Source organism: Chitinophaga hostae (assembly GCF_018224885.1).
In the GTDB taxonomy this organism is placed as follows: Bacteria; Bacteroidota; Bacteroidia; order Chitinophagales; family Chitinophagaceae; genus Chitinophaga; species Chitinophaga hostae.
The window spans coordinates 334,762-355,949 of the sequence record NZ_JAGTXB010000007.1 but is presented as its reverse complement, the minus strand read 5'-3'; the positions used below and the strand labels follow the sequence as shown (position 1 = coordinate 355,949).

Genomic DNA, 21,188 nt, shown 5'->3' with positions numbered 1-21,188 from the left:
ACACCTTAGTCGGCAAAACCGGGGCCATCGTTGCCGGCTGGTGTCCCTGGCGGCGTACCGGCAGACGCCAGTGCTGCCGCATCTAACCCCATGTTACGGCAGGCTTGCGTCAATACTTCTTTGAAGTCTCTTTCTTCCGACATTCCGGTTATTTGCACCGCCGCTTTTAAAAGCTCCGGTGCGGGTTCCCAGGTGTTGTTAACGGCCAGGTATTGCATATAGGGGACTACGCCGGCTACGGTTGCCTGTTTTGATAAACGGCGTCTGAACTCCGCTTCCAGCCCGTCTCCCCAGATCATTTTGTTTAATTCGTCGAGCTGGATCAGCGGAATATATCGGCTTCTTTTTTCCAGTAACAACCAGAGACCTTCTTTCAGGTCTTCGCATGCCGGGTTACTTTTCAGTACCAGCAGGTAGTGTTTGAATTTGGATTCATTGCCCAGATCGGTCTGCAGGAGCTGTTGCAGGGCATACCTGCTCAGGTCGTCGTCTATGCCGCCGTTAACGGAAAGGAACCGGAGTATTTCTATATCAGATACATCCTGCTGGTAGCTGCTCCCGCTGTTACCAGGGTGCAATGCGGCGCGCAGGATGCTGTTTGCCATCCGTGGATTGTCGTCGTAAAACAACCAGATATGCGGGAAGATGCCGCTCAGGTCATGCTCCACATCGGCCTTATGCAGCCACTGTTCCCAGTTAATATGTTCCCCGCCGTTTTGGGTAATGGCCTGTTCCTGCACTTCGATGCATACGGCTTTGATCTGGTTGTCGGTGTCGTGATCGGCCAGGCGGCTGAACACCTGTATGGCAGCATCCGGCAGCCGTGGAATGCAGCTGATCTTTCTGGCCAGCAGTAAACGGAGCTCCCGCGATAGTTCCTGGTGTAGCAATACCGGGGCGGCGGCAGCTACTACGCGGGTATTTTCTGCCGTTAGCGGGATTAGTAAAATGCCCTGTATCGCCCATTCTTTAATGGCATGGGAAGGAGCTTCCAATGCTTTTTCATAAAAACTATTTAACTCATCACCGAAGGTAACCGCGGAGGTGATAGATTTTAAGATCGCCGCTTTGCAATCGTCGTGTTGTTCTTTATCATATGCGCTGATAAACTTTTCGAAAAGCGTAAACCGTTTCGGTACCAGTCTCCCCAAAATATTATAGAGCTGTACGGCTACCGCCGTTTGGATATCCTTATCCAGCAAATGCAGGAGGGCATTGGTCAGCGATTCGTTCCGTTCTGTGTAGGGCGCCAGCAGTTGCAGTAACTGCGATGCGGTACTGGTATCTTTTTCTGTCAGCAAGCTATCGCACAGATGAGCTATGATGGCCGGCGTGAGCGACAGGCTGTAGATAAACACCTGGTGGGCCGCTTGTCTTACAGCGGGATCGGGATCCTGTTTCAGTGCATGCAAAATAGTATCGAGTACGCCGGTTTCCCGGATGCCGTGTACTGCCAGCAGTTGTATACTCCATTTTCTGAGTACGGGGCTGGCGTCGTTACGGACCAGGTGACACAGCGCGGTTTCAAAGATCAGCGAGCGGTCTACGCAATAGCGTAGTACCATTTCTTTGATGGCCGCCGGTTCTTCCGGTTGCAGCAGCTTTTCTATTTTTGCCGGCTCCAGCCGGTCCTGTAGCAGCAGCCTGTTTACGAGCACCCGTTTATCATCGGCGTCTACTTTATCGATAATGCGCTGGTAAAAGGTGATGTCTGCTTCATCTGCATCAGCCGGTATCAGCAGCCAGGAAAGGATTTGCCGGGAGGTATCCGCATTGTCCTGTTGCAGGTAAAAGGAGCGCAGCTTTTCCCTGGCATTTTTATCGGTTACTGAAAAGCGGCCGAGCAACGGAAGGATGATGTCGCGGGATTCGTCCTGCTGCAGCATATCCGATAGCAAAGTAATAAAGCCTGTTTTATCAGGGATGGCGGAAAATCCGATCGCAGCAAGGCGAAACAGCATATCTGCTTTTAGCTGCGTATCTGTTTCAGCTGCCAGCAGCGCGATCCATTTTTGAATAATGGCGGGATCGTGCAGGTAGTGGGCGGCGGAAGATAACAATGAATACTTGGTATCGGTATCCGATAGCGGCACCATGTCCAGCATCATCAGGGATTGTTCTGTATTGGCGTTTCTTCTTGCTTTTATTTCGTCGAGCAGGGTACTCATCATGAAGTTTTTAGGGTGCCAGGTTTCATGCCGGACAAGGCGTCGGCCAGTATTTCCTGTTGTTGTTCGTTTAAAGAAAGTTTGATCAGGGCATCGAGTGCTTTCTGCCGGGAAAGGGTATCTATCAATTCATTTTTTATAACAGCTAGCAGTATATCAAACTTTTTCTCTACCGCGGGGCGCAGGTAGCCATCGAGGCACAACCGCACCAGCTCCCGGTCGTTATCATACAACAGTACATCTTCCAACGCAGGTACAATCTGCGGGTATACTTCGGCGGCGTTGGCCAGTATACCGGCGCAGGTAATGCGGAACGGCGATCCGGGCTCTGTTAGCTCGGTGCAGAATACATCTACCAGTTGCGGATGCCGGGTAACGGATAATGCCTTTACCTGGTTAAATAAAATTTCGCGGAGACTTTCGTTGCGCTCGCGTTGGAACAGTTGCAAGACAGGTTCCAGCATTTTGTCGATGCTGATTTTACCCAGCACCAGCTGCAGTATTTTTTTCCGCTGGTCGGTGTTGGGAAGACCTTTAATGCTATGTAGCAGTTGGGCGCTTATTTCTTCGTCACGACCGGCGTAGGGGGCCAGCATATCGGCCAGCTGGTTAAATGTTGCATCATCATAAATACCGGGATTACCGGAGAAGGCAGCCGCTACGGCCTGTCTTATTTCCGCAATACGCATCACAGGTTTCAGCAGGTCCAGCAGTGTTAGCCGCACGCCGCCGGAGCGGTCGGTGGCTAATAGCCCGGCTATGTTGATCAACTGTTCATTGTTCAGCTCCGGCAGTTCCTGCTGCATCTGCAGGGCATTGCGGCGGATGTTTTCGTCGCCGTCCTGTGTTGCGGACCAAAATAGCTGTAATACAATATCCTCGTTCCATGGTTTGATCCTGCTGAGCGCGGTCAGCGCTTTATCGCGGGCATATGCTTCGTTGTCGGTACGAAGCACTGATATGATCATCGCTGTATAGCTGTTGTCGAGCAGGCGGGCTTCCGCGAGTCGCGATAGGATGCGGAAGCGTATCTGCCGGTCATTTTTTACATCAAGATAAGGTTGCAGACCGACAACCATGTTGGCATCCCAAACGGGGCAACGCTCTGCCAGTTCCAGCGCCTGTAATTGTAATACCGTAGGTGCGTTCACGTTTTTCAGTAATGCGGCCTGTGCTGTTTCAGGGGAGATAGCAGGCAGGGAGGCAATGGCATCCTGTACGGCTATACGTTCAGGCTCACTCAGCGATGGCTCCGCGCTTAATTCAATAAAAAAGCCGGCCAGCCGAGGGTCCTGGTGTATGCTTTCCTGCAAACGGTATAATAATGCGGTTCTTGTATCACGGTCTTTTTCCTGTCTGAAAACGCCCAGCAGCGCTTCAAACAAAGCGGCTGTATCGGGGAAGCGGGAGGTATTCAGTGCAGCAATAAATTGCACCAGTCTGCTTCTTGTTTCCTTGTCTTTCGTGAGAGGCAGCACTTCCAGCAAAGCAGTGGTTACTTCCGGCACATGCAGGTTTTGCGATGCCAGGTGTATAATCTGTGCTTTGATAACCTGTTCGGAATGCTGACTGCCCAATACCTTCCGGATAAGGCCCGGTAAGGCATTGTCCGGCTTTTGCGTATTATCCATATGCTATTGTTTCAATAAATAAATCAGGTGGTTTGTATGGCCTCGATCCGGTCTATCGCAATCATGCAGCGCTGACCGTTGTCGTCTCTAAGCTCCACGAAGTCAAGATCAACATTTGTTACAATGCCGCTGAGTACCGCACTGCTTAAGTAGATGCGGACAAGGGTCTGTTCTGATTTGCTGCCGGCAAGCATGGCAATAAATAAATTTGATGCTGACATATGGTTAACTTTTAATGTTTAATATGGGTCAGCGATAAATATAAGCAATTCAATCAATTGGGGTGACAATGTTAAAAAAAGTTAATGGTGGGTTTATGGATTATTGCAGGGGCTGCGTCTGTAGTTACATACCATAAAAATATTTCGCTGTGTATTGGCATGCGCTGCATGTCAACAGGGAAGAGGTATGCCGCTATCACCTAAAACAAGAACAGATGCCCAGAATCAAAATGCCGCGTAAAAGCACGCTGGTGGACATGACCGCTATGACGGATGTAACTTTTTTGTTGCTGACTTTTTTTATGTTAGCCACGAGATTTAAGCCCAATGAACCGGTAGCCGTGGTAACCCCCACTTCGGTAAATACCATTGCCATCCCCGATGCCAATGTAATCTTGTTAACGATCGATAAAAAAGGCAGGATCTTTTTTGACCTGCCGGGGCAGTCGTACCGCCAGGAGTTGATCTCTAACATAGACAAACAATTTGGTTTGGGACTATCCGCCGGGGAAATGCGGAATTTTGTGCTCGGAGCCAGCGTGGGCACCGACATGAAACACCTCAAAAGCTACCTGGCCATGAAGCCGGAAGAAAGAAAAGATGCTGCCATTGAAACGGGTATCTCATCCGATTCATCGAACAATGAACTGGGTATCTGGCTGGAATACGCAGTAGCGACGCAGCGCCTGGAGATTAAAAAATTAAAGTATTGTATCAAGGCGGATAATGAAACGCCTTATTCGAAAATAAAGACCGTGCTGGATGTTTTTAAGAAAAAAGGGATACAACGTTTAAACCTGGTCACCAACCTGGAAACGCCCCCCGAGTTGTAGCGGCATACGCCGCCATAAAAACATGGGCAGACAGTGCAGGTATTTACCGGTTAAAATATTGTTTTCACCGATATAATCCGGCAACAGGCCCATTACTGCTAGGTATGCAACAGGCGCCTCCCTATTTTTGAATTCAATTATAAAACTATCTGCTATGAACAAAATGCTCGAAATCAATGCCATCATGCAGGCCAATGAGGTCATCTACCAGTCGTTCGAAAACCTGGATTTCAGGAAGGCATCTGAATATCTTACGGAAGACTGTGACTATATTACTTTTAACGGTACACATGTAAAAGGAAGGGCTGCGTATATAAAAATGCATGAGCAACTGATGAACAATTTCATGTTCAGGGGCGCCCGGCTGGATGGGTTGGTAGAGCAGGTAAATTTTTTGAATGAGAATACGGCGGTGGTAATTGCCAGTGGCGCCATTCGTTTCCGCTGGCAGAAAACAGCGCCGCAAAGCAGGCAGTCCATTAATACCACTGTTTGGGTTCGTACAGAAGGAGGACAATGGCAGATGGCATCTTTTCACAATTGCCGGGTGAAGAAAATGAACTGGCTGGCCCGGTGGATCACCGGCATGGATAGTTGAAAACAGGATAGGTTCACCTCGTTTGAATATCCTGTCAGAATAGTTAGTTTTGGCGCATGAGAAAGCAGCTCAGTAAAGCCGGGTATCATCAGCAGTTCCTGTTGGGATATTGGCACGCCTTTGAATCCGATGTTAAAAGAAAGAATTGGAAATACATTTTCCGGTTATGGTATGAAGCTGCTGTCAGCGGACATAAGCGGGCACAATTTTATATTGGTACCTGTTATGATTTTGGCAAGGGAGTGGAAAAAAATGTGGAGGAAGCATTTAAATGGTATCTCCGTGCCGCTTACCTGGGTCATCGGGATGCGCAATATAATGTTGGCTTCTTTTTCAGGGAAGGAGAACAGATGGAACAGGATGAAAAGAAAGCGGTGAAATGGTTTATACTGGCCGCCCGCCAGGGATTGATAGATGCGCAGCGCGACCTGGGCGTATGCTATTTCTACGGAAAAGGTGTTCCGGAAGATCATGTCAGGGCCGTGTACTGGTACAAAAAAGCTGCAAAACATAACGATGCCGGTGCCCTGTATAACCTGGGGCTCTGTTACAAACACGGCGACGGCGTGGCGACATCTGCCCGCTGGGCAAAACATTATTTTGAGAAAGCCGCCCATATCGGGCATAAAGGCGCAAAAAAACAATTGAAAGATTATATCCTGTAACCTTTACCAAAGAAATCCTGCTACTTGTTTGCCGGAGCCTGCATGGGTTCCGTTTCTTTTTATATTTGTGCTATGCACACACTACTGTTGAATCACATTGCCCGGTATGTTACACTTGATGACGCAGCACAACAAACATTCTGCGACGCACTGGAGCTAAAGCGGCTGCGCCGGTATCAATACCTGTTACAAGAGGGCGCTATTTGCCGTCATGATTATTTTGTTATCAAAGGAGGTGTGCGGCAATATGAAACAGATGCTGGAGGAAAGGAACGCATTATTCACTTCGGCTTTGAAGACTGGTGGATCAGCGACCGGTACAGCCTTCTTACGCAAACACCATCTATCTACAATATTGAAGCGCTGGAAGCTACCGAAGTGCTGCAGATAAACAAGGATGCCCTGGAAGCCTTGTTCCTGGAAATTCCCTTGCTGGAAAGATATTTTCATAAGGTATTACAACAGGCATTTGCCATATGGCAAAGAAGGATACTGTTATTACAAAAATCTGCAGAAGAACGGTATAATGCTTTCCTGCAGGATTACGGCGCTATTGAACAACGACTTAGCCAGCAGCATATCGCCGCTTACCTGGGCATTACGCGCGAAACCCTGAGCCGTATCAGAAGCCAGTACGCCGGTAAAATTTGATCCGGCTGGTAATTGTTTTTTTGATAAATGTCACATTCCGGAGCCCGTGCCTCACTGCATCTTTGCAGTAAAAAAATATGATGACGCAACTTTTAGCAACGGACAACAGCTGGACCGGCCTGGTATTACGATTAACAGTGGGCATCGTACTTTTTCCCCACGCCACTCAAAAAATGTTCGGATGGTTTAATGGTCCGGGTTTATCCGGCGAAATGAAATTTATGACAGGCCCGGCAGGCTTACCGGTGTTTATAGCCATATTAGCCATTATTATCGAATGTGCGGGCATGGCCATGTTACTGGCAGGCGTAGGTACCCGCGTGGCCGCAATGGGCATCTTTGTGCTGTTTACTGGGATGATCAGCTTCCATTGGAAGAACGGTTTTTTTATGAACTGGTTTGGCAAGCTGCCCGCTGGCCAGGAAGGATTTGAGTATCATCTGCTGGTGTTGGGTATTTGCATTGTACTTTTTATAGTGGGTGGAGGCAGGTATTCGGTTGATCAGTGGCTGACAGATTAATAAATTGCGACAGGGGAACATTTTAGCATAATGTATGTTAACTTGATATTCTCATCTCAGCAATTATGACAACCGTATCGCTCCGGAGTACTGAAGGCAAATGGGTGATGGTCACCACCATACTGGCATCTGCCATGGCTTTTATAGATGGTACCGCATTGAATGTGGTGCTGCCGGCCCTGCAACGTAGCCTGAAGGCATCCGGAGCAGATGTCTTCTGGGTATTAAACGCCTACCTGCTGATGCTGGCCGCCCTGATATTGATTGGAGGTACCCTGGGCGACCGGTTGGGACGCAAGAAAGTATTCATGACCGGTATCTTTATTTTTATAGCCGGATCTGCCGCCTGCGGTGTTGCCGGCAATGCGCTGTGGCTGATCATTTTCAGGATGATACAGGGTATTGGCGGGGCCTTGATGATACCGGGGAGCTTATCACTGATTTCTTCTGCTATCAATGAAAATGAACGGGGAAAGGCCATTGGCACCTGGTCAGCCGTTACCACACTGGTTACCATGGGCGGTCCGGTATTAGGCGGCGCCCTGGCCGATGCCGGGTTGTGGCGTTATATCTTTTTTATTAATGTTCCTATTGGTATGGCGGCGTTGGTGTTTTTATCGCTGAAAGTAACAGAAAGGCGGGATGAAGATCAGCAAAAAGGACTTGATTTCCCCGGCGCTATCCTCATTGCTGCGGGGTTGGCGTTACTTACTTTTGGTTTTTTAAGGATGCCGTCTGTTGGTTTTGGAGATGTAACAGTATACGGGTCCATCATTACCGGGATCCTGCTGCTCATTGCCTTTGTACTGGTAGAACGAAAAAGCAACTCACCGATGTTGCCGTTGCAACTGTTTGCCAATCCTACTTTCACCGGTGCTAACCTCTTAACGTTTTTCCTGTATGCGGGCCTTGGCGCGGGAATGTTATTCCAATCGCTGAATATGGTGCAGGCGCAGGGGTATAGTCAACTGGACTCTGGTCTTACTTTTCTGCCATTTACCGTTTTAATGATATCAATAGCCCGTTGGGCGGGCAGCCTGGCAGATAAGCATGGTCCGCGGCTTTTTTTGATCATGGGTCCCTGCCTGGCAGGAGCGGGGTTGCTTTTGCTGTCTTTCGTAAAACAAACGGCTGGTCCTTCCGAATACTGGACCACCTTTTTCCCGGGCATCGTGGTGCTGGGGTTAGGGATGTCTTTCACCGTGGCGCCGCTCACCGCCACAGTGATGGGCGCGGTGAGTGATCACTTATCGGGTACCGCATCGGGGATCAATAATGCCGTTACGCGTATCTCCGGTGTTTTTGCCAATGCCATCTTCGGATCTCTGGCCGTGTTATTTTTTGCCGCCGCCGTACAAAAAGACCTGCCGCAAATGCAGTTGAATAACGAACAGCAACAGGCGATAGTGGCCCGTACTGCGGACCTGGGCAATGCGGCTCCGCCCGCGCAACTCAACCGTACACAGCAAGCGGAGGTCGTTAAAATATATCATGCGGGATTTATAGACGCCTATGGAATAATAATGCGGATCTCCGCCGCGCTTGGTTTTCTCGGGGGCATAATGGCGGTGCTCTTTATTAAAAATCCCCGGAAGGCTTCATAACAAAGGTCAGGTGACGGCATAGAAATTGTTTGATTCCATTAAACACTGGTATATGAATGTAAAAAGACTTTTCGGGACGATTTTGACCATATTGGGGATTGTTGGTCTTATTTATGCCGGATCAGGTTTTATTAAGCACAGCATGCAGTGGCGGGAGTTGCTGGTTGCCGCAGTGATTGGTCTTATTTTTTTTGTATCAGGTATCGGCCTGGTGAAGAATACAAAAGACGAGGCATAGACCGATGTTTCAACCCGTATCATTTTTTTACTACCTGTCGGTAATTACCGGGAGGAGCAGCAAATCATTCCAAAAAATTTCCTTTCCCGGAATTTATGATTATCTTTATCGGAGATAACACATCCAAATGTTATCTATCCTTCAAATACCGCTGTATCTATGCAGCCTCCCGCCTTTATCCATTCCATGGTTTTTTATGAATGTTCGTTTTATTGATCAAGTTTATAAAGTAACCAACATTGAAATGCTATGAAAAAAAAGGGATTTCTTATCGACATGGATGGCGTAATCTACAAAGGAAGTGAACCAATTCCCGGCGCTGTAGAGTTTATTAATGGCCTGAGAGACAGGGGGCTGCCTTTTCTGTTTCTGACAAACAATAGCCAGAGAACCAGCAGGGATGTTTGTTACAAACTCAACAAGATGGGCTTCCGGGTAAATGATGAAGATATTTTTACCTGCGCTATGGCAACAGCCAGGTACCTGGCATCAAAGAAAGAAAACGGAACCGCTTATGTGATTGGGGAAGGCGGTTTGCTGACAGAGCTGCACAATGCAGGTTATTCTATTGTAGATGATCAACCCGACTATGTAATTATAGGAGAGGGAAGAACCATTATGCTGGAATCTGTTGACAAGGCGATTAACATGATCATGAAAGGCGCCAAACTTATTGCCACCAACCTCGATCCCAACTGCCCCATCGGAGATGGAAAGTACAGGGCCGGATGTGGCGCGCTGGTGGCCATGCTGGAATCTGCCAGTGGTATCAAGGCTTTCAGTGTAGGTAAACCAAGCCCGGTAATGATGCGGATGGCCAGGAAAACATTGCAGCTCGCTACCGATGAAACCGTGATGATAGGCGATACCATGGGTACCGATATCCTCGGCGCCGGTTCAATGGGCTTCACCACCATACTTACCCTCACCGGCGTAACACATGAAAGTGATCTCGCCAATTTTGGTTATTCTCCCGACTTCATCATTAAATCCATCAAGGATCTGCTGAATGAAGAATTGTTTATGAGAGTAATGGGAGAACCAGTGATAATGGAAACAACTTACTAATATAAAATCCACCCGAAAAGCAAAAACCTCACGTTTATCGTGGGGTTTTTTTATTGCCGCTGTTATCCATCTACAAATACTTCCATTACTTCAAAATTTTTCATGGTGACGCTGATAACGGGCTCCTCATCGGATACTGTTTCATAGGAAAGTTCCCAGGAATGTCCATCAGCATAAAGATGGATATAGAACAGGCGGTATTCGCCGGCGAAGCTCCTGGAAACAAAATTTTTCCGGGAACTGAACTCCTGTGTTATCAGCGGTGTAATCGTTGCTAACACGGTATCATAGCCTTGTTCAATGGATTTGAATAAATCAGTTTGCATAGCAGTTGGGCCTGTTGTATCTGCAACAATAGTCAGCGCTATTGGCCGGAGAACAGGGGCAAAATGTTGTTTGCCCTGGAAGTGACTCCGGGTTGCATCCCGTTCGTTATGGACGTAGGTCATATGTCCGAAGAAGGGATGCCGGATATTGATCTCCGGTAAGGGATCCCGGCGCTTGCCGGAAAAAAAACTGAATAGTCCCATAGATAGCGATAATTAGTAGTATAAGGTACAAAATTCGCTGCGGTTCGGCAATTTCTCTTGTTAACGGGGAGTTGTCCCTTGGGGAGGATTTATATTTACCGTTTCTCCCACTTCATACCAGGGAATGTTTAACAAGCCAGGTTTTAAATACACTGCTACCGTTTTATTTTCCGGCGTGTCTTCAAAAAAATGCCTGCCTACCTTTATTCCATAAAGTGAAATTGTCTTGCCCAGGATTAAACTGATTTTGATGATTTGATGATTTTTCATTTTTAAAGATTAGGGAAATAACAACAAATAGCTATCCGCTGTTATCTCCCCTAATCTTTTAAAATCAAAAAATAAAAAATCATCAAATCATCAAAATCAGTTTAATCCTGGGAAAGACAATTTCCATGGATTCAACTCCGGCGAATTTTCCCATTAGTTCACACGTGCCAGTATCTCCGACAGCTGCTGGTAGTCGGCTTCCGTCAATGGCTGTAACGGACTTCTCAGGTATCCGCTTTCAATTCCCTGTATTTTTAATCCTGCCTGGATCGCCGCCGGCAGGCCTTTGGCCACGATGAACTGCAGTAGCTCAAACTGTTGATAGAAAACAGTTCTGGCGGTTGCAAGATCGTTGTTGCAAACGGCGTCGTATAGCTGTTGGTTCAATGCAGGGATCAGGTTAAAGGCGGCCGTACACCAACCGCTGGCCCCTGCGGCAAATGCGCCCAATGCCAACGGATTGGACCCGTTATAGAATGCTGTTTCTTCTCCCAATGCGCTGCGTAAAAAATGCATCCTTTGTATATCTCCGCTGCTTTCTTTGATCATGGTGACGTTAGGGATCCGGAGTAGTCTTTTTAGCAGGGCGGGCGACATATCAATACCACCAGTAGCCGGGTTGTTATAGGCCATGATGGGGATCGACAGCTGGCTGGCTACTTGTTCGTAATGATGGAAAATTTCATCTTCTGTTAGTTTCCAGTAACTCATGGGAATGATCATCACCGCTGTGGCGCCGGCTTTTTCTGCGAAGCGCGCATGATAGATGGTGCGTTCGGTAGTGAGATTGGAAACACCCACCAACACCGGTACCCGGCCGTTCACCTGTGCTATGGCAGCAGTAGTCACTGCCTCTTTTTCCTCATCGCGGAGATAAGGGAGCACGCCGGTGCTGCCAAGTGGCGCAATACCATGAGCCCCTGATTGTATGAGCCGCTCGGTCAGTGTTTTGAATAAGGGGGTATCTACCTGCCCGTTCTGATCAAAAGGTGTGATCGGGTAGGCGATGATGCCTTTGAATGTTGTGTTGTTCATGCCTGTTTTTATTTAGTGAGATGGTGATAGAAAAGAAGCTCCCGGGCCAGGATCATAGATCGCGTCCTTCTTCTTCGCGCAGCGCTACTCCCAGGTTTTGCAGCTGTGGGGCGTTTTCGCAGGCGATGTACCGGGCAGGTTCGCTGTCGCTGAGATTTTGATGACGGTGCCATGCCCAGCTGGGAATGTATACCGCGTCGCCCGCCTGCCATGTTACTTTCTCATCTTCTACTTCGGTATAGCCTTTTCCTTCCAGCACGTACAACACGGTTTCATAGGTATGCCGGTGCCGGTTCGTCAGCTGCCCTGGCAGCAGCCCGCCGATCGTCATGCTCACGTTTTTGGTGGGCAGGTCTACAAAAAACACCGGGTGTTTACGCTCGGCAGAAAAGTGCTGATGCTCGCCGGCCTGTTCCACATTTTTATGTATCAGCTTCTCCGCCTTCACAAATACAGGACGGGCAAAGGTTTGATGGAAATCTTTTGAAGAAAAAGGAGCGGGGATGTTGGTACTTTGTTTCATGTGTAAACGCATTTAAGAGGTGAGAAAATGTTTATCGTTGATTTGTTCTGACCACACAAAATTTGTCTATTTTTGGATGATCATAATCATCCAGTTTTTACTTAAATAGATGGTCCAGATGTTAAGGCCCTGGAATACGATACTTGCGATTGACGTAGACAAACAGTTATCCGTTTACCAACAGATAGCCGATGGTATTATTGCGGAAATCCGCAAGGGGCGCCTGAAACCAGGCACTCCATTGCCGGGAAGCCGCGTACTGGCAGCTGATATCGGCGTAAACCGGAAAACCGTGGTGCTGGCCTATGAAGGACTGATCGCAGAAGGCTGGCTGGAAACAGCAGATAAGAAAGGAACATTTGTGTCGAACAATTTGCCACTCAGCAAAAAGCCATTGCTGAAAGCAGGCAGTCCGTTTGCATTTAATCATACTGCCGGCATCCTCCCGGAGCAAACCACCGGCGCCGCGGCACTCATCACATTCAACGATGGTTGGCCCGATGTCCGGCTGGCGCCAATGGACGAACTGGCCAAAGCATATAAACGGATATTCCAGCAAAAGGCCCGCTGGCGGATGCTGGGATATGGACATCCGCAGGGCGAAGAAAGACTTCGCACGGCACTGGTAAACATGCTGGCGTTTAAACGCGGAATGAATACCGATAAAGCAAACATCTGCATCACCCGCGGCAGCCAGATGGCACTGTACCTCACCGCACACACGCTGATAAAACCCGGCGATGCCGTAGCCATAGAATGCCCGGGTTATTTACCCGCATGGCAAACACTTGCAGGCGCAGGAGCGCGGATGATCAACATCCCCGTAGATGATAAAGGACTGGTAGTAGAAGAGCTGGAACGGGTATGCAGTACTACTCCGCTGAAAGCAGTATATGTAACACCGCATCACCAGTTTCCTACCGCCGTAAGTATGAAAATGGAACGCAGGCTAAAGCTGATAGCACTCTCTAACCGCTACAGCTTTGCTATTATAGAAGATGATTACGATCATGAGTTTCATTTTGATGCAAAGAGCCTGTTACCATTGGCCAGTAATCAACATGCCGCTAATGTAATTTATATCAGCTCCCTCAGTAAGCTGGTGGCGCCGGCAGTCAGGATCGGGTATGTAACCGGACCGGCGGCATTTATCGCATCGCTGGCACAGCTGAGAGGGCTGGTAGACCGGCAGGGCGATCCCATCATGGAACAGGCGATCGCAGAGCTGATGGAACAGGGAGCCGTTAACCGCCACGCACGCAGGGCGTTTAATATCTACAAAGAAAGAAGGGAGTGTATGTACCAATACCTGCAAACATATCTTGGCGGAAAAACGGCATTCGTGAAACCCGCCGGGGGACTGGCCTACTGGGTGAAATTTAAGCGTGCGCATAATACTGAAAACCTGGCAGCGCAGCTCCTGAAAAAAGGAGTATCTATTATGCCTACTGAGCGCTTCTCGTTTTCCGGTGTACCGTTGAACGCCATTCGCCTGGGTTATGCATCTCTCACGCCTGAAGAACTGGAAGAAGGAATCCGCCTACTGGCAACAGTGATAAAATAAACGATGCTCCGGGCGCAACAGGCGTTGACTATACGCTTCTTCCCTTATGCCGATATGATTTTCTTTTTTATCAATATTTTTTTCTCAACTCTCCTTTTTTTCTGCGGTAAATACGGACTTTTTCTTTATATTTCAATCAGGAGAGAATAATACACCCGGCCGTTGCCGCGGGAAAGTCAGTGAATGCCACGTGTTATGAATAATATTAGCTGTATGTCAAGGGGAGCACTTCCGCTCAGTGATGAGGAATTGATAGTGCTGATGGCGGATGATAATGAAGCCGCTTTTACAGCGTTATACAACCGCTATTGGGAGCTGTTGCTGGGCATGGCTTTTAACCGCTTAAAAGATCTGCCGGCAGCCGAAGATATTGTTCACGACGTATTTGCCGGCATCTGGCGTAACCGTAAAAATCTCGCCGCCGAATCCCTTAAAAATTATCTCGCCGCCGCCGTGAAATATATGACCATCGCTTATTTCCGGAAAAGAGAATATGGTGAACAATACCGGGAAGCTGTGACCCGTCTCGATCCGCAGGAACCCGGTATGGAAAATGTGGTGCATTACCGGCATATGCTGCAGCTGGTCAATGAAGAGATAGACAAGCTTCCTGAAAAATGCAGGATCGTATTCCGCTACAGCCGGCAAAGTGGCATGAGCTCCCGCGAAATAGCTGCCCAGCTGGGTATCAGCCATAAAACAGTGGATAATCAATTACACAAAGCCATTACACTTCTCCGGCATAAGATGAAACACCTCATTCATTCCTGCTTCACTTTTCTTTTTTGAAATTTTTTTTAACCTGCGTAGGTATTTTTTCCCGCCCGGATCACTTATATAGTATAACGGGCATTTATGCAGGATCTACAACGCGCCATAGAAAATTACCTGGCAGGCACCGCAAGCCTGGAAGAACAGCAACTGGTCAATAACTGGTACTATTCTTTTGATGATGATAATATAGCAATTCCGGCAGATGACCGCGCTTTGCGCGAAAAGATCCGCGAACGTATTCACGTCCGCCTCCGGCAAACATTAGACCTTAACACATCGCCCACCGGGAGAACAACCGTTTTCTACATCAGCAGAATAGCCGCGGCTGTACTGCTGCTCCTTGGGCTGGCAGGAGGCGCCTGGTTTTTTCTCCAGCCGGGAAAACAGGCCCGCACGCCCGTCATCTCCCAAAATATTGGTAAAAAAGGGAACATTGTTCCCGGTGGTAACCGCGCAGTACTGGTGCTCGCCAACGGCGACAGCATCCTGCTCGATAATGCCGGTAACGGCATGCTCAGTCAACAGGGAAACACTAGCGTCATAAAATTAAACAGCGGTATGCTGGCTTATAAAGCAGGACATGCTTCCGGCGGCGCCGTTACCTACAACACCATCCGCACACCCCGCGGCGGTCAATACCAGGTTACCCTGCCCGATGGCACCGAAGTGTGGCTCAACGCAGCTTCTTCATTGAAATTCCCCACCGCCTTTACGGGTAATAGCCGCGAAGTAAGTCTCAGCGGAGAAGGATATTTTGAAGTCAAACCATTTACCGACAGCAAAGGGAAAAAAATACCCTTCCTGGTACGGGTACTTTCCCGTAAAGAAGACATGACCGTACGCGTGCTCGGCACCAAATTTAACATCATGGCATATGAAGATGAAGCCACCATCAATACCGCCCTGCTGGAAGGTGCAGTGGCCGCATCCAGCGGAGCCGACAGCGTGATGATCAAACCCGGAGAGCGTGCCAGTCTTGCCCACGGTCAGCAACACTTTAAAACCGGGCCCGCCGATTTCCGCGATATCCTTGCATGGAAAAATGGGGAGTTCCGCTTCCGTGAAGCAGGTATCAAGGATATTATGCGGCAACTATGCAGATGGTATGATGTGGAAGTGGAGTACCGCGATGCGGCAGATAACGTGAAACTCTCCGGCATTATTCCTAAAACCGAAGATATATCCGTACTCCTGGATGCCCTGCAGGCAACGGGAAAGGTACACTTTGAAGTGAAGAACAGGAAAATTATCGTACAACCATTATAGTAACATTTTTACGCTGACCATTTAAATATCAACCAGACATGGAAACATAACCTTGTACCTGGCCACCAAATAAAAAACCGGAAGTGCTACCAACACCTCCGGCAAATATCGGGATGGCCAGTTTCGCAGCCACGCATTGACTAACTGAAATTATGGACATCCAAACTATGCAAAAATATGGAACAACAATCCATTATCAAAATTCCGCTGTCCGCCAAAAGGCGACCAAGACAAATATTCCTGGTTATGAAATTGACTGCAAGTCTTCTTTTATTAACACTGTTACAGGTAAGTGCCAAAACCTTCTCCCAGTCGGTGACCCTGAAAGGGCAGCAGCTACCGGTGGAACAGATCTTTGACCGCATCAAAGACCAGACAGGATACGCTTTCGTATACGATGCCGCCCTCGTAAAAAAAGCGCACCCCGTGGCGCTGGATATAAAAAACATGCCGCTGGCAGATGCGCTGAGTATCATCGTAAAAGGCCAGCCATTTACCTGCGAAATCAGGAACAAGATCATTGTGGTAAAGGAAACTTTTCCTCCAAAAATTACCTTGGTAATTAACATGCCCAGGTCAACGTCGTCCGTTAGCGGCACTGTGCTGGACGAAAAAGGCAGCCCCGTGGAAAATGCCACCGTTACCCTGCTGCCGGGCAACAAAGGCGCCCTTTCGGATGCCCGTGGCGCCTTCACCATTACAGGCGTTACACCAGGCAGCTATACCCTCCGGGTTTCCTTTATCGGCTTTACCACCTATGAACAGAAAATTACCGTAGATAAAGACCTCAGCAACCTGCACATTACGCTGAAAACATCTTCCAGCTCCTTAAATGATATCGTGATCGTTGGCTATGGCGCCACCAAAAAATCAGATCTCACCGGCGCAGTATCTTCTGTTACTTCCGATGAAATCACCCAGGTGAACGCCGTATCAAACGTTTCCCAGGCATTGCAGGGCCATGTGGCCGGGGTACAGGTAAACCAGGCCTCCGGGCAACCAGGCGAATTTATGCGCATTAAAATCCGTGGTACTACCTCCATCGGCGCCAGCAGCAACCCGCTCTATGTGGTAGACGGACTGCCACTCGATAATCTTACCGCCCAGCTGAACCCGGATGATATAGAAAGACTGGAAGTGCTGAAAGATGCTTCCGCTACGGCGATCTACGGCTCACGGGGCGCCAACGGCGTTATCCTCATCACCACAAAAAGAGGTAAATCAGGCAAGGCACGCGTATCCTACAGCGGTTATTATGGCGTGCAGCAACTGCGCAAAAAAATAGACCTCATCAACGCCAGGGAATTTGCTACCCTGCAAAATGAAGTAGCAAAAAATGATGGTACCGCCATTCCATGGACGGATACACAGATCGACTCGCTGAGCACCAAAGGTAACGACTGGCAGGACCTCGTATACCGCAAAGCACCCGTGCAGGATCATAATATTTCCATAGCCGGCGGCAGCGAAACCACTAAATACTTTACTTCTTTCGGTTACTTTAACCAGGATGGTATCATCGAAAATTCTTCTTTCAGAAGATTCTCTTTCAGAACAAACCTGGATCAAACTATCTCCGAGCATTTTAACGTTACCTCCAGCCTTTCCCTGCAACAATCCAAATACCAGCAGGCGCAATACCAGGGCGCAGAAGGCGGTGGTGGCGTACCCTGGACTACCATGGTAATACCACCCACCCAACCGGTATACAATCCCGATGGTTCCTACACCCGCTTTACCGGTGTACCCTGGGGAGAATCCAACCCGGTGGGCATCTCCAGGGAATTATACCAGCCCTCCAATGCCACCCGGATTATCGGTAATGTGGCACTTAACTATAAAATTGTTCCCGGACTGCTGCTGAAACTCTCTGCCGGCATCGATAAAAATGATAGTAAAAACGATTACTATGCTCCCGGCAGTATCACCATCGGCCGCGGTACCGATAAAGATGGCAATCCCATTTCCGGTGTGGCCAGCAAGAGCTACTCCAACAGCCTTACTTTTATTAACGAAAATACCCTCAGCTATAACAAAACATTTGGTGATCATAACATCGATGCGGTAGGTGGTATCACCTACCAGCAAAGCAGTACCGACGGCCTGCAAAGCGGCACTGCCACCGGCTTCATCACCGACCTGTATAAAAATAATAACCTGGGCGCTGCGGTAGTACCTGCCCAGCCAGGCACCGGCTACAGCGATTATAAACTGATCTCTTACCTTGGAAGAATCAACTATAACTATAAGGGTAAATACTATGCTACCGTTACCGGCAGGTATGATGGATCTTCCAAATTTGGTAACGATAATAAGTTCGCCTTTTTTCCTTCCGCCGCCCTGAGCTGGAATGTGTCACAGGAAGAGTTCCTGAAAAACAGCCGGGATATTACCAACCTGAAACTGCGGCTCAGCTACGGCGCCGCAGGTAATCAGGCCATCAATCCTTACCAGACGCTGGCTACTATGAGCGCTAATACCGTAGTTTTCAATAACGCGCAGTATAACGGTTTTACGCCCTCTTCACTCGATAACAGCGGGTTGAAGTGGGAAACTACCCGCCAGTTTGATGCAGGATTTGATCTCGGTTTGTTTAAAGACAGGGTACTGATTTCGGCAGATTATTACGACAAACGTACCAACGATTTGTTGCTGTCCGTTAGCCTGCCTTCTTCCAGCGGCTACAGTTCCGTGATACAGAACGTAGGAAAAATTCAGAACAAGGGGTTTGAATTCCAGGTGAACACACAAAACCTGCAGGGCGCCCTCAAATGGGAGTCGGCACTCACTTTTACAAGCAACCGCACCAAAGTACTGGACCTCGGCAAAGATGCACAGGGCAAGCCCATTACCTATAAGGAAATAGGCGCCGGTGGTAACTGGTTCCCTACTATTGTGGGCCAGTCCATGATGCAGCTGTATGGCTATACGGTAACAGGTGTATATCAAACCGACCAGGAAGCGATCGACAACGGTGAACCATCCAAACATGCAGGCGATTACAAATTTAAAAACTGGGACGGCAAAGGAACTGTCAACGACCAGGACGACCGCACCACCATTTCTCACCTGGAACCTAAATTCACTTTTGGTTTCAACAACAATTTCTCTTACAAAAATTTCGACCTCTCCATCCTGCTGGTAGGTTCCTATGGCAATGATATCGTGAACGAATTCCGCAAATACAATATCACCATGAACGGGAAATGGACACCTACGCAGGCAGCTTACGATAGCCGCTGGAAAGGAGCGGGGAGCAGTAACAGCATCGATAAACCATCTGCCACCAGCGGTAATTCTATCCGCGACTATGCCAACACATTGTGGGTGGAAGATGGCTCCTATCTGCGTTTGAGGGATATCACACTGGGATACACTTTTTCTGCAAAACAATTATCCTTTGCCAAACTGTCGGCCATCAGGGTATATGTGAGTGCGCAGAACTGGTTAACACTTACCAGCTATTCCGGTTACGATCCGGAAGTTTCCTGGGCCATACCTACTGTGAACGGGTGGGACCGCGGTAACTATCCTTCTACCAAATCCATTACAGTAGGTGCTAAAGTAAATTTTTAACATTGTAAATGCTGAGAGATGAAATATTGTTTATTACTGCTTATCTGCATATGCCCGGCGATCCTGCTGCTGCCAGCCTGTAAAAAGGCGCTGCAGGAAAATCCGCGTTCTTCCATCAGCCCGGATACTTATTTTACCAATCCGGAAAGTTATGAGTCGGCCGTAATTGGCGTGTATGGCGGATTGCCGCTGAATGTGGTAGAACTGAATGAAATGTTTTCCGACATTTATGGCACGCCACAGCCAGCCGAACAGGTGTTGCCTATTTATCAGAACCAGCCCTCCGCCAATTTCTATACCTCCGGCACCGCCTGGAGCGTGCCTTATTCGATTATTAAAAATGCCAATTTTATATTGGAGAAACTCCCGGCAGCACCGCTGTCGGACGCAAAGAAAACACAACTCACCGCCGAAGCCAGGTTCCTGAGAGGGTATGCTTTTTTCTACCTCGTACAAATGTTTGGTGATGTGCCGATGCCGCTGAAAGCTGCATCCAGTTACCAGGATGTACAGCTGCCGCGTTCGCCGCAGGCAGGTGTTTACGACCAGGTGCTCAGTGATCTTACTTTTGCGGAAACAAATCTGCCGGATGCAGCAGCACAGCAGGGCCGTGTATACAAGCTGGCAGCCACCGCTATGCTGGCAAAAGTATACCTGACCATGGCCGGCAACCCGCTGAAAAAAACAGAGAACTATGCCAAAGCACGCGATAAGGCGGTAGCGGTCATTGCATCCAATAAGTTTACGCTGAAAGATAATTATGCCGACGTGTTTCATAACGTTGCTTATACCAGCGAGTCGATCTGGGAAAAACAATACATCCCCGGCAGGCAGGGAAATCCAATGTTGGGGGCAGTATGCCCTTCGCCGGGTTATCAGCCCATCCTGCTGCCCGCCACCTGGTTTATCAACAGCTATGCCCCCGGTGATCAACGTAAAGCATGGGGCATCAAAATAAATTATCCTTCACCGGCAGGAGGCACACTTCCCGCTTTCTTTACTAAGTTTGTGGACCTTACTGTAGTAGACCAGAACATAGGACCCAGCACAGCAAAAGTGCCCTATGCCTTCCCTATATTGCGTTTGGCAGATATGTACCTGGTGGCGGCCGAAGCAGAAAATGAAGTAAATGGCCCTGCGCAGGCCTATCAATATGTGAACAAGATCCGCTGGCGCGCAAGGATCAACAAAAACAGCAACACCGATGTACCGGACCTTAAAAATTTAAGTAAAGACCAGTTCCGCGATGCAGTGATCATGGAACGTAAATGGGAACTATCAAATGAAAGCAGCGCATGGTTTGACCTGAAACGCACCAATACCTTTCAGCGTATTCAAACGGTTAGAGGCAATTCGCTGAGTGTGCCTATTGGCGCATACAATCAAACCTGGCTGATACCAACACAGGAAATTACCAACAATAATATTCAACAGAATCCGCAGTATCAATAG

20 protein-coding genes are annotated in these 21,188 nt (G+C 48.4%); 13 read left to right on the top strand and 7 right to left on the bottom strand.

Going from position 1 to position 21,188, the window contains the following annotated elements; genetic code table 11:
• Window positions 1-5: 5 nt before the first annotated feature.
• From KE626_RS17130 to KE626_RS17120, 3 genes are read right to left on the bottom strand one after another with little or no spacing between them, the layout of a single operon-like run.
• Entirely contained in the window at window positions 6-2,168 is a 2,163-nt protein-coding gene (locus KE626_RS17130) for a HEAT repeat domain-containing protein (protein ID WP_211974142.1), read from the bottom strand.
• A complete protein-coding gene (locus KE626_RS17125) occupies window positions 2,168-3,799 on the bottom strand; it encodes a hypothetical protein (RefSeq protein WP_211974141.1) in 1,632 nt (543 codons plus the stop codon). Before KE626_RS17125 ends, KE626_RS17130 begins: the two co-directional genes overlap by 1 nt.
• 23 nt (window positions 3,800-3,822) lie before the next feature.
• Window positions 3,823-4,020 carry a hypothetical protein gene (locus KE626_RS17120; RefSeq protein WP_211974140.1) on the bottom strand — a complete coding sequence of 66 codons (198 nt, stop codon included), beginning with the start codon at window positions 4,018-4,020 and terminating at the stop codon, window positions 3,823-3,825.
• Window positions 4,021-4,235: 215 nt separating this feature from the next.
• On the opposite strand from KE626_RS17120, the gene KE626_RS17115 reads away from it, so the two are divergent.
• The 8 genes from KE626_RS17115 to KE626_RS17080 all read left to right on the top strand — a co-directional run bounded on the left by KE626_RS17115 (window position 4,236) and on the right by KE626_RS17080 (window position 10,198).
• Window positions 4,236-4,853, top strand: a complete 618-nt coding sequence (locus KE626_RS17115) for an ExbD/TolR family protein (protein ID WP_211974139.1) — start codon at window positions 4,236-4,238, stop codon at window positions 4,851-4,853.
• Between the two features lie 154 nt (window positions 4,854-5,007).
• Window positions 5,008-5,451: a YybH family protein gene (locus KE626_RS17110; RefSeq protein WP_211974138.1), complete on the top strand. Its 444-nt coding sequence runs from the start codon at window positions 5,008-5,010 to the stop codon at window positions 5,449-5,451.
• Window positions 5,452-5,507: 56 nt separating this feature from the next.
• On the top strand, window positions 5,508-6,116 hold the full coding sequence (locus tag KE626_RS17105) for a tetratricopeptide repeat protein (protein ID WP_211974137.1): 609 nt from the start codon (window positions 5,508-5,510) through the stop codon (window positions 6,114-6,116).
• Between the two features lie 72 nt (window positions 6,117-6,188).
• Window positions 6,189-6,767, top strand: coding sequence for a Crp/Fnr family transcriptional regulator (locus KE626_RS17100; RefSeq protein ID WP_211974136.1), 579 nt, complete (start codon window positions 6,189-6,191; stop codon window positions 6,765-6,767).
• Between the two features lie 80 nt (window positions 6,768-6,847).
• Window positions 6,848-7,288 (top strand): DoxX family protein, encoded by a 441-nt coding sequence (locus KE626_RS17095; RefSeq protein ID WP_211974135.1) that lies wholly within the window; start codon window positions 6,848-6,850, stop codon window positions 7,286-7,288.
• A 65-nt stretch (window positions 7,289-7,353) separates the two neighbouring features.
• Entirely contained in the window at window positions 7,354-8,892 is a 1,539-nt protein-coding gene (locus KE626_RS17090; protein WP_211974134.1) for an MFS transporter, read from the top strand.
• Between the two features lie 52 nt (window positions 8,893-8,944).
• The gene (locus KE626_RS17085) at window positions 8,945-9,130 is read left to right on the top strand and encodes a hypothetical protein (protein ID WP_211974133.1); all 186 of its coding nucleotides are present in this window, start codon (window positions 8,945-8,947) and stop codon (window positions 9,128-9,130) included.
• Between the two features lie 249 nt (window positions 9,131-9,379).
• Window positions 9,380-10,198 carry an HAD-IIA family hydrolase gene (locus tag KE626_RS17080; RefSeq protein ID WP_211974132.1) on the top strand — a complete coding sequence of 273 codons (819 nt, stop codon included), beginning with the start codon at window positions 9,380-9,382 and terminating at the stop codon, window positions 10,196-10,198.
• A 62-nt stretch (window positions 10,199-10,260) separates the two neighbouring features.
• On the opposite strand, the gene KE626_RS17075 is transcribed toward KE626_RS17080, so the two are convergent.
• From KE626_RS17075 to KE626_RS17060, 4 genes are all read right to left on the bottom strand, one after another.
• Entirely contained in the window at window positions 10,261-10,728 is a 468-nt protein-coding gene (locus tag KE626_RS17075) for a hypothetical protein (protein WP_211974131.1), read from the bottom strand.
• Between the two features lie 60 nt (window positions 10,729-10,788).
• The gene (locus KE626_RS17070) at window positions 10,789-10,998 is read right to left on the bottom strand and encodes a hypothetical protein (RefSeq protein WP_211974130.1); all 210 of its coding nucleotides are present in this window, start codon (window positions 10,996-10,998) and stop codon (window positions 10,789-10,791) included.
• 153 nt (window positions 10,999-11,151) lie between these two features.
• Window positions 11,152-12,033: a dihydrodipicolinate synthase family protein gene (locus KE626_RS17065; protein WP_211974129.1), complete on the bottom strand. Its 882-nt coding sequence runs from the start codon at window positions 12,031-12,033 to the stop codon at window positions 11,152-11,154.
• Between the two features lie 52 nt (window positions 12,034-12,085).
• Window positions 12,086-12,556, bottom strand: a complete 471-nt coding sequence (locus tag KE626_RS17060) for a cupin domain-containing protein (RefSeq protein ID WP_249207519.1) — start codon at window positions 12,554-12,556, stop codon at window positions 12,086-12,088.
• Between the two features lie 118 nt (window positions 12,557-12,674).
• Here KE626_RS17060 and pdxR point away from each other — a divergent pair, with 118 nt between their 5' ends.
• The 5 genes from pdxR to KE626_RS17035 all read left to right on the top strand — a co-directional run bounded on the left by pdxR (window position 12,675) and on the right by KE626_RS17035 (window position 21,188).
• Complete coding sequence (gene pdxR, locus KE626_RS17055) at window positions 12,675-14,120, top strand: MocR-like pyridoxine biosynthesis transcription factor PdxR (protein WP_211974127.1); 1,446 nt, start codon at window positions 12,675-12,677, stop codon at window positions 14,118-14,120.
• Between the two features lie 213 nt (window positions 14,121-14,333).
• A complete protein-coding gene (locus KE626_RS17050; RefSeq protein WP_211974126.1) occupies window positions 14,334-14,909 on the top strand; it encodes an RNA polymerase sigma factor in 576 nt (191 codons plus the stop codon).
• Between the two features lie 66 nt (window positions 14,910-14,975).
• Window positions 14,976-16,160, top strand: a complete 1,185-nt coding sequence (locus KE626_RS17045; RefSeq protein ID WP_211974125.1) for a FecR family protein — start codon at window positions 14,976-14,978, stop codon at window positions 16,158-16,160.
• Window positions 16,161-16,406: 246 nt separating this feature from the next.
• Window positions 16,407-19,736, top strand: a complete 3,330-nt coding sequence (locus KE626_RS17040) for a TonB-dependent receptor (protein ID WP_211974124.1) — start codon at window positions 16,407-16,409, stop codon at window positions 19,734-19,736.
• 18 nt (window positions 19,737-19,754) lie between these two features.
• Window positions 19,755-21,188: a RagB/SusD family nutrient uptake outer membrane protein gene (locus tag KE626_RS17035; RefSeq protein WP_211974123.1), complete on the top strand. Its 1,434-nt coding sequence runs from the start codon at window positions 19,755-19,757 to the stop codon at window positions 21,186-21,188.